Origin of the sequence: Kitasatospora sp. NBC_01266 (genome assembly GCF_036242395.1) — a bacterium.
Lineage (GTDB): Bacteria > Actinomycetota > Actinomycetes > Streptomycetales > Streptomycetaceae > Kitasatospora.
Genome location: NZ_CP108458.1, coordinates 4,531,171 through 4,544,711, shown reverse-complemented (window position 1 = coordinate 4,544,711; position 13,541 = coordinate 4,531,171). Strand labels below are relative to the sequence as shown.

General features: G+C 70.3%; 11 protein-coding genes, 1 tRNA gene and 1 pseudogene. 8 read left to right on the top strand and 5 right to left on the bottom strand.

The window, feature by feature from the left end:
• Positions 1-63: 63 nt before the first annotated feature.
• Together OG403_RS19795 and OG403_RS19790 are read left to right on the top strand one after the other, a co-directional pair.
• Positions 64-1,095 (top strand): medium chain dehydrogenase/reductase family protein, encoded by a 1,032-nt coding sequence (locus OG403_RS19795; RefSeq protein WP_329566236.1) that lies wholly within the window; start codon positions 64-66, stop codon positions 1,093-1,095.
• Positions 1,096-1,134: 39 nt separating this feature from the next.
• The gene (locus OG403_RS19790) at positions 1,135-1,644 is read left to right on the top strand and encodes a nuclear transport factor 2 family protein (protein WP_329566234.1); all 510 of its coding nucleotides are present in this window, start codon (positions 1,135-1,137) and stop codon (positions 1,642-1,644) included.
• Positions 1,645-1,791: 147 nt separating this feature from the next.
• Here the strand turns inward: OG403_RS19790 and OG403_RS19785 are convergent.
• A tRNA-Gly gene (locus tag OG403_RS19785) sits at positions 1,792-1,865 on the bottom strand.
• A gap of 282 nt (positions 1,866-2,147) precedes the next feature.
• Here OG403_RS19785 and OG403_RS19780 point away from each other — a divergent pair.
• Together OG403_RS19780 and dcd are read left to right on the top strand one after the other, a co-directional pair.
• Positions 2,148-2,306: a hypothetical protein gene (locus OG403_RS19780; protein ID WP_329572730.1), complete on the top strand. Its 159-nt coding sequence runs from the start codon at positions 2,148-2,150 to the stop codon at positions 2,304-2,306.
• Positions 2,307-2,413: 107 nt separating this feature from the next.
• Complete coding sequence (gene dcd / locus OG403_RS19775) at positions 2,414-2,989, top strand: dCTP deaminase (RefSeq protein ID WP_329566232.1); 576 nt, start codon at positions 2,414-2,416, stop codon at positions 2,987-2,989.
• Positions 2,990-3,019: 30 nt separating this feature from the next.
• Here dcd and OG403_RS19770 read toward each other — a convergent pair whose 3' ends face one another.
• The 4 genes and pseudogenes from OG403_RS19770 to OG403_RS19755 all read right to left on the bottom strand — a co-directional run bounded on the left by OG403_RS19770 (position 3,020) and on the right by OG403_RS19755 (position 8,792).
• Entirely contained in the window at positions 3,020-3,937 is a 918-nt protein-coding gene (locus OG403_RS19770) for a metal-dependent hydrolase (RefSeq protein WP_329566230.1), read from the bottom strand.
• 64 nt (positions 3,938-4,001) lie between these two features.
• Positions 4,002-4,982, bottom strand: a complete 981-nt coding sequence (locus OG403_RS19765; protein ID WP_329566228.1) for a Yip1 family protein — start codon at positions 4,980-4,982, stop codon at positions 4,002-4,004.
• A 191-nt stretch (positions 4,983-5,173) separates the two neighbouring features.
• A pseudogene (locus tag OG403_RS19760) lies at positions 5,174-6,247 on the bottom strand (sugar phosphate nucleotidyltransferase); the annotation flags it as partial.
• A gap of 325 nt (positions 6,248-6,572) precedes the next feature.
• Entirely contained in the window at positions 6,573-8,792 is a 2,220-nt protein-coding gene (locus OG403_RS19755) for a (Fe-S)-binding protein (protein WP_329566225.1), read from the bottom strand.
• A 416-nt stretch (positions 8,793-9,208) separates the two neighbouring features.
• Here OG403_RS19755 and dnaK point away from each other — a divergent pair, with 416 nt between their 5' ends.
• The 4 genes from dnaK (at position 9,209) to OG403_RS19735 (ending at position 13,431) form a co-directional block, all read left to right on the top strand.
• A complete protein-coding gene (gene dnaK, locus OG403_RS19750; protein ID WP_329566223.1) occupies positions 9,209-11,056 on the top strand; it encodes a molecular chaperone DnaK in 1,848 nt (615 codons plus the stop codon).
• Entirely contained in the window at positions 11,053-11,685 is a 633-nt protein-coding gene (grpE, locus tag OG403_RS19745; RefSeq protein ID WP_329566221.1) for a nucleotide exchange factor GrpE, read from the top strand. The genes dnaK and grpE overlap by 4 nt, the downstream gene beginning before the upstream one ends.
• 90 nt (positions 11,686-11,775) lie before the next feature.
• The gene (gene dnaJ / locus OG403_RS19740; RefSeq protein WP_329566219.1) at positions 11,776-12,918 is read left to right on the top strand and encodes a molecular chaperone DnaJ; all 1,143 of its coding nucleotides are present in this window, start codon (positions 11,776-11,778) and stop codon (positions 12,916-12,918) included.
• 6 nt (positions 12,919-12,924) lie between these two features.
• Positions 12,925-13,431: a heat shock protein transcriptional repressor HspR gene (locus OG403_RS19735; protein ID WP_329566217.1), complete on the top strand. Its 507-nt coding sequence runs from the start codon at positions 12,925-12,927 to the stop codon at positions 13,429-13,431.
• Positions 13,432-13,541: the final 110 nt, after the last annotated feature.

Below are 13,541 nucleotides of genomic sequence, written 5' to 3'. Positions count from 1 at the left end.
TCACATCCAGAGAGCGCTATAACTTCTAACGAACGCGAAAGCATCTACGAGAAAGAGGCGGTCATGAGCACCGAACGTCGCATCGAGGTCGTCCTGCCGGGCATCGTGGCGCCGGAGGGCCTGCAGATCCGCGAGAGCGCCGTTCCGGAGGCGGGCCGCGGGCAGATCGTGGTCGCCATGGAGGCGACCGGCGTCTCGTTCGCCGAGCAGCAGATGCGCCGCGGGCGGTACTACGACCAGCCGGCCTTCCCGTTCGTGCCCGGCTACGACCTGGTCGGCCGGGTGCTGGCCACCGGCGCGGGTGTCGACCCGGCGCTGGCCGGGCAGCGGGTGGCCGCACTGGTGAAGGTCGGCGGGTGGGCCAGCCACGTCGTGGTCGACGCCGACGACGCGGTCCGAGTCCCGGAGGGCCTCACGGCGGCGGAGGCCGAGACCGTCGTGGTCAACGGCATCACGGCCTGGCAGATGCTGCACCGCAAGGCCCGGGTGCGCACCGGACAGACCGTCCTGGTGCACGGCGCCGGCGGCGGCGTCGGCTCGGTCCTGGTCCAACTCGCCCGCGCGGCGGGCGTGAAGGTGATCGGCACGGCCTCCGCCCGGCACCACGACGCCCTGCGGGCACTGGGCGTCCTCCCGGTCGACTACCGCGCCGGCGACGTCCCCACCCAGGTCCGCGAACTGGCACCCGGCGGGGTGGACGCCGTCTTCGACCACGTCGGCGGCCGGAGCGTCGTCGACTCCTGGCACCTGCTCGCCCCCGGCGGCACCCTCATCTCCTACGGCAGTGCCTCCACCCGCGACGACACCGGCTCCAAGCAGTGGCCCGTCCTGAAGATCCTCGCCCGCACCTGGCTCTGGAACACCCTGCCCAACGGACGCCGCGCCCACTTCTACAACATCTGGGCCGGCCGCCCGCTGAACAAGGACCGCTTCCGGGCCCGGCTGCGCGCCGACCTCACCGAGGTCTTCGACGCCGTCCGCCGCGGCGAGGTCACGGCCCGCATCGCCGCCCAACTGCCGCTCGCCGAGGCCGCCGAGGCCCTGCGCCTGGCCGAGTCCGGCACCGTCTCCGGCAAGGTCGTCCTGACCCCCTGACCCGCCTCTCGACCCACCAGCACCCGACGGAGCCCCACCATGAAGTCCAGCCCGCGCCGCACTCTGACCACCCTGATCAGCGCCACGGCCGTCTGCGCCGTACTAGGCACAACCGCCGCCGCCGCCGCGCAGCCCGCCGCACAGCACCTGCCGAAGGCCGTCACCGCATGGGCCGCCGCCTGGAACGGCGCCGACCCCCAGCCGCTCGGCGACCTGTTCACCGCGGACAGCACCTACACCGACCAGGGCGTGGGCGTCACCTTCCACGGCCGCCAGGAGATCGCCGGCTGGAAGGCCCGCACCGACACCCTCATCGACGACGTCCACGTCACGGTGAACGCCACCCACCAGGACGGTTCCCACATCACCGTCGAAGCCGTCTACTCCGGCCACCTCAAGGGCGCACCCAAGCCGTTCGCCGTGCCGATGGCCACCCTCCTCGACCTCGGCGAGCACCACCGGATCGCCTCCGACCAGGACTACTACAGCCTCAACTCCGTCCTCACCCAGTCCGGCCTGCCCACCGACTGGACCCCGCCCACCCACTGAGCCGACGGCGACACCCGCGCGACGGCCGCCCCGGGGGGGTCGCCCGCCGACAAGTCACCTTTCCCCAGGGGAAGATGAGCCGACAGCAGCGCACCAACAGCAAAGGCCCAGCTCGGGGATCATGTCCCTGACCTGGGCCTTGAGCATTGGAGCGGGCGACGAGAATCGAACTCGCGCTATAAGCTTGGGAAGCTCATGTTCTACCATTAAACTACGCCCGCCTGATGACCCGTCAGCGACGGCTCGATCATGCATCATGCTACCCCATCCCACGCCCTGCGCCGAAACGCCTGCCGCGGATACGGTGGTGCCGCGGAGGCGACGGCGAGCCATGGTGGGGGTGTCCGGAAAATCCCCTAATGTGACGCTGTCGTGGTGCGGCGGAGGACCTCGGCTTGCTGGGGGCTCGGCCGTGTTGGGGAAGCATGGGAAGGGGATCGATGGAGCGGCGGACCGTTGTTCGTTGTGCCGAGGGGCACCTGTTCAGTACCAGCACATTCCCGATGCAGCAGCTCGGAGCCGCGCGGCTGGGGCCGGGGCGGTTGATCCGGTGTCCGCAGTGCGGGCGGATGCGCAGTTCGGTGCCGGCGGACGTGAGCGCGCTGACGCCGCCGGAGTTGGCACGGGCTCTGCGGCTGGAGGCCGGGGCGTTCCTGGCCTGAGGGGCCCGAGGGATGTGGGCCCTCCCGGGCAGCGGGCAGGTGTGCGGGAGGGCCGCCGGATGGTGAATGGATTGGGAGGACGCTGCACGAGCACGTAACCTCGTGACGTGCTGCTCTCCGACAAAGACATCCGAAGCGAGATCGACAACGGCCGGGTCGTGGTCGCCCCGTTCGATCCGGCCATGGTCCAGCCGTCCAGTATCGACGTCCGACTGGACCGGTTCTTCCGGGTGTTCGAGAACCACCGATACCCGCACATCGACCCCTCCGAGGAGCAGCCGGACCTGACCCGGCTGGTCGAACCGGAGGGCGATGACGCGTTCATCCTGCACCCGGGGGAGTTCGTGCTCGCCTCGACGTACGAGGTGATCACGCTGCCGGACGACGTGGCCTCCCGGCTGGAGGGCAAGTCGAGCCTGGGGCGGCTCGGGCTGCTGACGCACTCGACGGCCGGCTTCATCGACCCGGGGTTCAGCGGGCACGTCACGCTGGAGCTGTCGAACGTCGCCACGCTGCCGATCAAGCTCTACCCGGGGATGAAGATCGGGCAGCTCTGCCTGTTCCGGCTCTCCTCGCCCTCCGAGCACCCGTACGGCTCCGAGCGCTACGGCTCGCGCTACCAGGGGCAGCGCGGGCCGACGCCGTCACGTTCCTACCTGAACTTCCACCGCAGCAAGATCTAGCGAGACCCGGCCGACGCTGGCGGGATCCGGTCAGCTCCGCTTGGGGCGGGTCACCGCGGTCAGCTCGGTACCGTCTGCCGACAGGGTCAACTCGGTTTCCAGTGCCGCGAGTTGGCCGAGCCGGTGGAGGTGGGTGCCGCCGCAGGCGATGTCTGCGGGGCCGGCCGGGAGTTCGCAGTGCCAGCGGCGCCGGGCGGTCAGCTCGGGGCCGGGGACCTCGATCCGCACCGGTGCGTCGGCCGCGACCCAGGCGGCGAGCCGCTCGTTGACGTCGGTGGTGATCGCGGGCAGCGCCTCGGCCAGGGCGGGCAGGTCGTCGGCCGCCTCCGCCGTGAAGCCCTTCTTCCGCAGCGACTTGCCGAGCCGGTAGACGTCGGTGCTGGCCTCGGTGTCCATCACCGAGGAGGCCATCGCCAGGCTGTCGAAGTCCGGGTTGCCGAAAGCGTCGGCACGGCCCGGGTCCTTGCGCCAACGGGCGGCCAGCGCGGCGTTCAGCGCCAGGGCGAGCAGGTGGCAGCCGGTGTGCGCGGCGGACAGCGCGGCGCGGCGCTCGGCATCCACCGACAGCGTCACCTGCCGACCCACCAGCGACTGCGCCGAGTCGGCCGAACCCGCCGCCTGCTCGGCCAACACGTGCAGCACCAGCCAGGACCAGGCCTCGTCACCACGGCGCACCGGGATGTCGGCGCCCACCAGCAGCTCACCGTTCGACGGGTCCACCGCGCCGGTCAGGCAGTCCACCACCGCCAGCTCGACACCGCCCTCGGCCACGGTCAGCGTGCCGGTGTCGGCAGGCTGGTCGGGCCAGGTGTGGTCGAGCGGGTGGAACGGCGTATCGGCGGTGACGACGCCCCACCGGCCGTCGCCGAGCGGGTGGACAGCCAGGACGGTGGACTCACCGGTCACCGCGCCGCCGGGAAAGCTGACGCGGGTGGTGGGGAGGGTCATTCGGTTGCTCCGTGCAGTTGGGGAGTGGGGCGAGGGGCGAGGGTAAGAACGGTCAGGGGCCGGGTCAGCCCAGCGTCGGCAGCTTGATCAGCACCAGTAGCGCCAGCAGTTGCAGCGAGGCGGCGCCGGCCGCCTTGCCCCAGGGCAGGTCGTGCACCCGGCGGATCAGGGTGGTCAGCAGGACGGCGCAGAACACCCAGGTCAGCCAGCCGACCGCCTGCACCACCACGTTGTCGGAGGGCAGGAAGAGCGCGAGCAGCAGTCGCGGCACGTCGCTGGTCCAGCCGATCAGGACGGACAGGCCCACCGTGGAGGCCCACGGGCCGTCGCCGCCCAACTGCCGGGCCAGCGCATAGGTCACCGAGCCCAGCATCAGGCCGGCCACCGTGAACGCGATGGCGGCGCCGAGCAGTGACCAGGCGGCGATGTCCAAGGTGGAGTTGACCACCTCGTCATGCGTGTCACCGAAGCCGAGCACGGCGAGCACCGCGTAGAGCAGCGAGATCGTGATCGCGGGCAGCCAGACCTGGTGGTCGCGCATCTGGTCGAAGGTGCGGGCCGGCGCCCGGTAGATGCCGAACAGCAGCTCACGCCAGTGCAGCCGGGGCCCGCCGGCGCGCGGGGCGGTACGGCCGCCGGCCCGGTAGGTGGCGACGTGGTCCTGGGCCCGGACCCGGTCCTGGCCACCGACCCGGTCCTGGGAGCGGGCCTGGTCCCGGGAGCGGGCATAGGACGGCGCGTCGGGCTGGGTGGCGCCGGCCCCGTAGCCGTCGTCGTACCCGGCGCCCGGTCCGTAACCGGGCTCCCCGCCGTAGTAGTACGGCTCCCCGGTGTCCCCCGCGCCGGAACCCGCGCCGGAACCCCCGGGGTATCCACCGGCGTAACCCGCGGGGTCCACCGTGAACGCCCGGGTGTTCCCGGGCTGATCCGCCCGGTACGGGTCCACGCCGTAGGGCTCGGTCGGCTCGTACGCCGCAGCGCCGGCGGCGCGCTCGCGCTCGCCGCCGCCCCGACCGTTCCCGCTCAGACTTCCTTTGCCAGCCACCCTCCGAAGGTACCCGGAAAGGCGCTCGGCGGGGTCACCCTCCAGCGGGCCCAAGGGGATTGCAGCAGGGCTGTGACGCACGCCGCCCCGCCTGCCCCGCCCCACCGACCGGCAACCAGCGACTACTTCTGCAGCACCGAGCCGTGCACCGCTGCCGCCGAGGTCTCACCGGCGGGGCAGCCGCCGGGGCCGGCGCTGGTCCGCACCGCGCCGACCGGCAGCAGCGTGCCGCAGGCGACCCGGATGCCGTTCGGCAGCTCGTTGTCGGACTTGACCACCGCGCCGTCGCCGATCACCGCACCGTCCAGCGAGGTGCGCTCACCGATGGTGGCGTACGCGCCCACGATGGAGTCCTTCACGAAGGCGTCAGCGCAGATCACGGCGCCCGGCAGCACGACACTGCCCTCCACGATCGCGCCGGCCGCGACCACGGCACCGGCCGCCACCACAGTGCCCGAGCTGAGCACGGCCGCCGGGTCCACGGTGGCACCGTCGAGCAGCAGCGCGTCGCCGGTCGGACCGGGGACGGCCGGCGAGTCGACCCGGCCGAGCACCAGGTCGGCCGAGCCGCGCACGAAGGCGGCGGGGGTGCCCAGGTCCAGCCAGTACGAGCTGTCGACCACACCGCGCACCAGGGCGCCGGTCGCCAGCAGCTCGGGGAAGGTCTCGCGCTCGACCGAGACCACCCGGCCGGCCGGGATGCGGTCGATCACCGAACGGGTGAAGACGTAGCAGCCGGCGTTGATCTGGTCGGTGACGATCTGCTCGGGCGTCTCCGGCTTCTCCAGGAACTCCAGCACCCGGCCGTTCTCGTCGGTCGGCACCAGGCCGAACGCGCGCGGGTCCTCGACCCGGGTCAGGTGCAGGGTGACGTCGGCGCCGGCGGCGACGTGGCCGTCGCGCAGCGCGGCGATGTCCAGGCCCGACAGGATGTCCCCGTTGAAGATGAGCACCGGATCGTCGGGGCCGCAGGTCAGGCCCTCGGCGGCGTTGCGGATCGCACCGCCGGTGCCGAGCGGCTCGACCTCGGTCAGGTAGACCAGCTCCAGGCCGTACGGCGAGCCGTCGGCGAAGTGCTCCTCGAAGACCTCGGCCAGGTAGGAGGTGGCCAGCACGACACGGGTCACACCGGCGGCCGCGGCCCGGGCGAGCTGGTGCGCGATGAACGGCACACCGGCGACGGGGAGCATGGGCTTCGGGGTGTGCGTGGTGAGCGGGCGCAACCTCGTGCCCTGACCGCCGACCAGCATGATCGCCTGGATCATCTGTGCGTTTCTCCCCTTGGTTCCGGTCAGCGACCTGGCGTGGAGTACTACCAGCGCCGTCGCTTGGGTGCTTGGGTGCTTGTCGGGGCGCCGACCGGCCTGCCGAGCACATACGTGTCGGACCGCCGCACCGATTGGGCGCAGCCCCCGTGCCGCGCTCCCGAGTTCGTCGAGAATATGCGTTCTTTATTAACTAAGAAGCCTGCCCCGGGCGATTAGCACCCGGGGCAGGCATTATATGGGAGGCATCGGGCCGCAAGCACATTTCGCACCTTGCCCGAACTCCGGTGCGAGAAAGGCCGGTTTCGGCCTTCTACCTGCTCAGCTACACCTCGGCGGGCTCGGGGGCCTGAGCCGGCACCGCCTTGACGGACTCGAGCAGCAGCTGCGCGACGTCGACGACCTTGAGGTGCTCCTTGGCCGCGCCGTCGTTCTTCTTGCCGTTGACCGAGTCGGAGAGCATGACGAGGCAGAACGGGCAGGCGGTGGAGATGATGTCGGGGTTGAGCGACAGCGCCTCGTCGACCCGCTCGGTGTTGATCCGCTTGCCGATCCGCTCCTCCATCCACATCCGCGCGCCACCGGCGCCGCAGCAGAAGCCGCGCTCCTTGTGGCGGTGCATCTCCTGCTGGCGCAGGCCGGGGACCTTGTCCATGATCTCGCGCGGCGGGCTGTAGACCTTGTTGTGGCGGCCCAGGTAGCACGGGTCGTGGTAGGTGATCAGGCCCTCGACCGGGTTGACGGGGACGAGCTTGCCCTCGTCGATCAGGTGCTGGAGCAGCTGGGTGTGGTGGATGACCTCGAAGTGGCCGCCGAGCTGCGGGTACTCGTTGGCGATGGTGTTGAAGCAGTGCGGGCAGGTGGCCACGATCCGCTTCTTCGGAGCGTCCTCCAGTGCGGCGTTGAGCGTCTCGACGTTCTGCGCGCCGAGCATCTGGAAGAGGAACTCGTTGCCCAGGCGGCGGGCGGAGTCACCGGTGCAGGACTCCTCCTTGCCGAGGATCGCGAACTGGACGCCGGCGGTGTGCAGGAGTTCGGCGAAGGCCTTGGTGGTCTTCTTCGCCCGGTCCTCCAGCGCTCCGGCGCAGCCGACCCAGTAGAGGTACTCGACGTCGGCGGGCTCGATGTCCTGGCCGATCACCGGGACCTCGATGCCGGTCTCCTTCTTCAGCTCCTTGACCCAGTCCAGGCGGGCCTTGGTGGCCATGCCCCACGGGTTGCCCTTGTTCTCCAGGTTCTTGAGCATGGTGCCGGCCTCGGTGGGGAACGAGGACTCGATCATCACCTGGTAGCGGCGCATGTCGACGATGTGGTCGATGTGCTCGATGTCCACCGGGCACTGCTCGACGCAGGCACCGCAGGTGGTGCAGGACCACAGCACGTCCGGGTCGATGACGCCGTTCTCCTCGGCGGTGCCGATCAGCGGGCGCTCGGCCTCGGCCAGCGCGGCGGCCGGGACCCCGGCCAGCTGCTCGGCACTGGCCTGCTCCTCGCCCTCCATCGACTTGCCGCCACCGGCCAGCAGGTAGGGCGCCTTGGCGTAGGCGTGCTCGCGCAGGCTCATGATCAGCAGCTTCGGCGAGAGCGGCTTGCCGGTGTTCCAGGCCGGGCACTGCGACTGGCAACGCCCGCACTCGGTGCAGGTGGAGAAGTCGAGGATGCCCTTCCAGGAGAAGTGCTCGACCTGCGAGACACCGAAGACCGCGTCCTCGGCCGGGTCCTCGAAGTCGATCGGCTGGCCCGCACTGGTCATCGGCTGCAGCGCGCCCAGGGTGACGGCACCGTCCGCGTTGCGCTTGAACCAGATGTTCGGGAAGCCCAGGAAGCGGTGCCAGGCGACACCCATGTCGGTCTTCAGCGAGACCGTGATCATCCAGATGAACGAGGTGGCGATCTTGATCATCGCGACCAGGTAGACCAGGTTGTGCAGGGTGCTCAGGCTCAGCCCGGAGAAGGCCTTGACCAGGGGGTAGGAGACCAGGTACCCGGCCTCGTAGTGGGTCACGCCCTGCAGCACGCCCTCCAGGCCGCGCAGCGTCAGGATCGCCAGGCCGATGATCAGGATGACGTACTCGACGAAGTACGCCTGGCCCATGTTGGAGCCGGCGAAGCGGGACTTGCGGCCCGCCCGGCTCGGCAGGCTCAGCTGGCGGATCACGATCAGCGTCGCGATGCCGAGCGTGGTCAGCACGCCGACCAGTTCCTCGAAGACCAGGTACGGCGTCCACTTGCCGATGATCGGGAGCACGAAGTCGGCGTCGAAGACCTGACCGAAGGCGGTGACCAGGGTCAGGATCAGCGTGTAGAAGCCGATGGCGACGAACCAGTGGGCGACACCGACGATGCCCCACTTGTTCATCCGGGTGTGGCCGAGGAACTCCCTGGCCACGGTCAGCGTTCTTGCCACCGGGTTGTCGGTACGTGCCCCGGCCGGGACCTTCTGCCCGAGCCGGACGAAACCGTAGATCTGCGCGATGGCACGAGCGAACAGCGCCACGCCGACCAAGGCGGTGACCAGCGACACGATGATCGCCAAGAGTTGCATCGGCTGCTCCGAATTCTCGGGTGAGGGTCCCACGGGGCCGCGTCCGGTCGGCCGCCTGGTTGCGGCCATGGGGCACGCACGCTCCCACCCGGGAGTGTACCCGCGAGTAACTTAGTCTTGGCGCCCGACTGTGACCAGTCTCTCTCCGGCCTACCACCCGATAATCGCGCCCCGGGCACGCCCTGGCCCCGGCTCGCCGGAGGCTATCGGGATCGCCGGGCCGGTTACAGAGAAGAAGCGTATGGCAGAGGTCACGTGGATCGGCGGAGGCCAGGACCCGCACGGCCGACCGGCACCTCCCGCGCCGACCCCGCGCTGGAAAGTTGAGCCCGGACGACTCACGTCTGTTGACGTCGGCGCTCCGGTACGGCACGCTTGAGTGCGTAAAGCTCAACTCTTCCGTGGAGGTATTTACGATGGCACGCGCGGTCGGTATCGACCTCGGCACGACGAACTCGGTCGTCAGTGTTCTCGAAGGCGGTGAGCCCACCGTCATCACCAACGCCGAGGGCGCCCGGACCACGCCGTCCGTCGTCGCCTTCGCCAAGAACGGCGAGGTGCTGGTCGGCGAGGTCGCCAAGCGCCAGGCGGTCACCAACGTGGACCGGACCATCCGCTCGGTCAAGCGCCACATGGGCACCGGGTGGAAGATCAACCTGGACGGCAAGGACTTCAACCCGCAGCAGATCAGCGCCTTCATCCTGCAGAAGCTGAAGCGCGACGCGGAGGCCTACCTGGGCGAGACGGTCACCGACGCCGTCATCACCGTCCCGGCCTACTTCTCCGACTCCGAGCGCCAGGCCACCAAGGAGGCCGGTGAGATCGCGGGCCTCAACGTCCTGCGCATCGTCAACGAGCCGACCGCCGCCGCGCTGGCCTACGGCCTGGACAAGGACGACCAGACCATCCTGGTCTTCGACCTCGGTGGTGGCACCTTCGACGTGTCGCTGCTGGAGATCGGCGACGGCGTCGTCGAGGTGAAGGCCACCAACGGTGACAACCACCTCGGTGGTGACGACTGGGACCAGAAGGTCGTCGACCACCTGGTGAAGGTCTTCCAGGCCGGTCACGGCGTGGACCTCTCCAAGGACAAGATGGCGCTGCAGCGCCTGCGCGAGGCGGCCGAGAAGGCCAAGATCGAGCTCTCCTCGTCCTCCGAGACCTCGATCAACCTGCCCTACATCACGGCCTCCGCCGAGGGCCCGCTGCACCTGGACGAGAAGCTCACCCGGGCCCAGTTCCAGCAGCTGACCGCGGACCTGCTGGAGCGCTGCAAGCACCCGTTCCACAACGTGATCAAGGACGCCGGCATCTCGCTCTCCGAGATCGACCACGTCGTCCTGGTCGGTGGCTCGACCCGTATGCCGGCCGTCGCCGAGCTGGTCAAGGAGCTGACCGGCGGCAAGGACGCCAACAAGGGCGTCAACCCGGACGAGGTCGTCGCGATCGGCGCCGCGCTCCAGGCCGGTGTGCTGAAGGGCGAGGTCAAGGACGTCCTGCTGCTGGACGTCACCCCGCTGTCCCTGGGTATCGAGACCAAGGGCGGCATCATGACCAAGCTGATCGAGCGCAACACCACGATCCCGACCAAGCGCTCGGAGATCTTCACCACCGCCGAGGACAACCAGCCCTCCGTCCAGATCCAGGTCTACCAGGGCGAGCGCGAGATCGCGGCGTACAACAAGAAGCTCGGCATGTTCGAGCTGACCGGCCTGCCGCCGGCCCCGCGCGGCCTGCCGCAGATCGAGGTCACCTTCGACATCGACGCGAACGGCATCATGCACGTCGGCGCCAAGGACCTCGGCACCGGCAAGGAGCAGCGGATGACCGTCACCGGCGGCTCGGCGCTGCCGAAGGACGACATCGAGCGCATGATGCGCGAGGCCGAGCAGTACGCGGAGGAGGACCACAAGCGCCGCGAGGCCGTGGACACCCGCAACCAGGCCGAGCAGCTCGTCTACTCGACCGAGAAGTTCATCGCGGACAACGCCGACAAGCTCCCGGGCGACGTCAAGAGCGAGGTCGAGACCGCGATCGGCGAGCTCAAGGAGACCCTGAAGGGCGAGGACATCGCGGCCATCCGCGAGGCCACCGAGAAGGTCTCCACCACCGCCCAGAAGCTCGGCCAGGCGCTCTACGCCAACGCCGACGCCTCCGGTGCGGCGGGTGCCGCGGACGGCGCCGAGTCCGGTGCCAAGCCCGAGGACGACGTGGTCGACGCCGAGATCATCGACGACGAGAAGCCCAAGGGTGGTGCGGCATGACGGAGAAGGCGCGGGGCGTGGAGCCCGGCGACGACTCCAACGCCGACGAGGCTGTCGTGCAGGCCGCGGAGGAGGCGCTCAACGGCGCCTCCGCCGCGGCGGAGGGCGACGAGCTGGCGGCCGCCAAGCGTGAGCTGACCGAGCGCACCGGCGACCTCCAGCGGCTGCAGGCCGAGTACCAGAACTACCGCAAGCGGGTCGAGCGCGACCGGCTGACGGTCCGTGAGATCGCGGTCTCCAACATCCTGGAGTCGCTGATTCCGGTGCTGGACGACATCGGCCGGGCCCGCGAGCACGGCGAGGTGACCGGCGGCTTCAAGTCGGTCTCCGACAACCTGGAGACGGTCGTCGCCAAGCTGGGCCTCCAGCAGTTCGGCAAGGAGGGCGAGCCCTTCGACCCGAACCTGCACGAGGCGCTGATGCACAGCTACTCCTCGGACGTCACCGAGGACACCTGTGTGCAGGTCCTGCAGCCCGGTTACCGGATCGGCGAGCGGATCATCCGCCCGGCGATGGTGGCCGTCGCGGAGCCGCAGCCGGGGACCCCGTCCACCGGTGGCCAGGCCGGCGGTCCGTCCGCCGGAGGCTCGGATGCGGCCCCCGAGGCTGACGGTGCGGCCGAGAACTGACACGCTGTGCGCTGCGGGGTCGCACGTCGCCTTCGGTGACGCGCGGCTCCGCAGCGCCGTATCGACCCATCCCGGGAGGTGGCAGCAGCCATGAGCACGAAGGACTACGTGGAGAAGGACTACTACAAGGTCCTCGGTGTGCCCAAGGACGCCACCACCGCGGAGATCAAGAAGACCTACCGCAAGCTCGCCCGCGAGTTCCACCCGGACGCGAACAAGGGCGACACCAAGGCGGAGGACCGTTTCAAGGACATCTCCGAGGCCTATGACGTCCTGTCGGACGAGAAGCGCCGCAAGGAGTACGACGAGGCCCGCAGCCTCTTCGGCGCCGGCGGGATGCGCTCGGGCGGGCCGGGCACCAACGGCTACGGCTTCGACTTCGGCGACCTGTTCAACGGTTCGCAGTCGAGCGGCGGCATCGGCGACGTCTTCGGCGGCCTGTTCAACCGCGGCGGCCGGCAGGCCCAGCCGCGACGCGGCGCGGACGTGGAGACCGAGGTCACGCTCAGCTTCGAGGAGGCGGTGGACGGCGCCACCGTCCCGCTGCGGATGACCAGTCAGGCCGCCTGCCGGGCCTGCTCCGGCACCGGTGCGAAGGCCGGCAGCACGCCCCGGGTCTGTCCGACCTGCGTCGGCGCCGGGACGGTCAGCCGGGGCCAGGGAGCGTTCGCGCTCTCCGACCCGTGCCGCGACTGCAAGGGCCGCGGCATGATCGTCGACGACCCGTGCCCGGACTGCCACGGCAGCGGGCGGGCCAGTTCGGCCCGCACCATGCAGGTGCGGATCCCGGCCGGGGTGCAGGACGCCCAGCGGATCCGGCTCAAGGGCAAGGGCGCCCAGGGTGAGCGGGGCGGCCAGCCCGGCGACCTCTACGTCTCCGTGCACGTCAGCTCCCACCCGGTCTTCGGCCGCAAGGGCGACAACCTCACAGTGACCGTCCCGGTCTCCTTCCCCGAAGCCGCGCTGGGCGGCACCATCGAGGTACCGACCCTGAACGGCCCCGCCGTGAAACTGCGGCTCCCGGCCGGCAGTGCCAACGGCCTGACCCTGCGGGCCCGCGGCAAGGGCGCCACCCGCAAGGACGGCACCCGGGGCGACCTGCTGGTCACCGTCGAGGTGACGGTTCCCCAGCAGACCAGCGGCGAGGCCCTGAGCGCACTGGAGCAGTACCGCGACGCGACCGCATCCGAGGACCCGCGAGCCGCCCTCTTCAAGGCGGCGGAGGGAGCGTGACCTGACATGAGCCCTGACTCGATCGGCGTCGGCCTGGGCGAGGGCCTGCCCGGCGGCCCCGCCCCCCGCTCCCGGCGGGCGGCCCACCCGGGCCCGAGCTACGTGCTCACCGAGGAGACCCCGGTCTACGTGATCTCGGTGGCCGCCGAACTCTCCGGGCTGCACCCGCAGACCCTGCGCCAGTACGACCGCCTCGGCCTGGTCTGCCCCGACCGCACCGGCGGCGGCGGCCGGCGCTACTCGGCCCGGGACATCCAGCAGTTGCGCGAGGTCCAGCGGCTCTCCCAGGACGAGGGCATCAACCTGGCCGGGATCAAGCGGATCATCGAACTGGAGAACCAGGTGGCCGCCCTGCAGTCGCGAGTGGCCGAACTCGCCACCGCGGTGGAGGGCGCCGGGGCCGCGCTGCAGGCCAGGGAGGCGGCGGTGCACGCCTCGTACCGGCGGGACCTGGTGCCGTACCAGCCGGCCCAGCAGTCGAGCGCGCTGGTGGTGTGGCGGCCGCGGCGGTAACGGAAGCAGCTCAGAACGGGAGTGGTTGAACCCCCCTATTGGGTGGGGTGCCAACCGCTCCCGCTCTTGCGTAGAGTGCTGCCGTTGGATTGTGGCGAGTTTCCCGGGAG

Excerpts from the sequence above, each read along its gene's own strand:
- OG403_RS19795 (WP_329566236.1), top strand. The coding sequence starts at position 64 with ATGAGCACCGAACGTCGCATCGAGGTCGTCCTGCCGGGCATCGTGGCG.
- OG403_RS19790 (WP_329566234.1), top strand. The coding sequence starts at position 1,135 with ATGAAGTCCAGCCCGCGCCGCACTCTGACCACCCTGATCAGCGCCACG.
- OG403_RS19780 (WP_329572730.1), top strand. The coding sequence starts at position 2,148 with ATGCAGCAGCTCGGAGCCGCGCGGCTGGGGCCGGGGCGGTTGATCCGG.
- OG403_RS19770 (WP_329566230.1), bottom strand. The coding sequence starts at position 3,937 with ATGACCCTCCCCACCACCCGCGTCAGCTTTCCCGGCGGCGCGGTGACC.
- OG403_RS19755 (WP_329566225.1), bottom strand. The coding sequence starts at position 8,792 with ATGCAACTCTTGGCGATCATCGTGTCGCTGGTCACCGCCTTGGTCGGC.
- dnaK (WP_329566223.1), top strand. The coding sequence starts at position 9,209 with ATGGCACGCGCGGTCGGTATCGACCTCGGCACGACGAACTCGGTCGTC.
- grpE (WP_329566221.1), top strand. The coding sequence starts at position 11,053 with ATGACGGAGAAGGCGCGGGGCGTGGAGCCCGGCGACGACTCCAACGCC.
- dnaJ (WP_329566219.1), top strand. The coding sequence starts at position 11,776 with ATGAGCACGAAGGACTACGTGGAGAAGGACTACTACAAGGTCCTCGGT.
- OG403_RS19735 (WP_329566217.1), top strand. The coding sequence starts at position 12,925 with ATGAGCCCTGACTCGATCGGCGTCGGCCTGGGCGAGGGCCTGCCCGGC.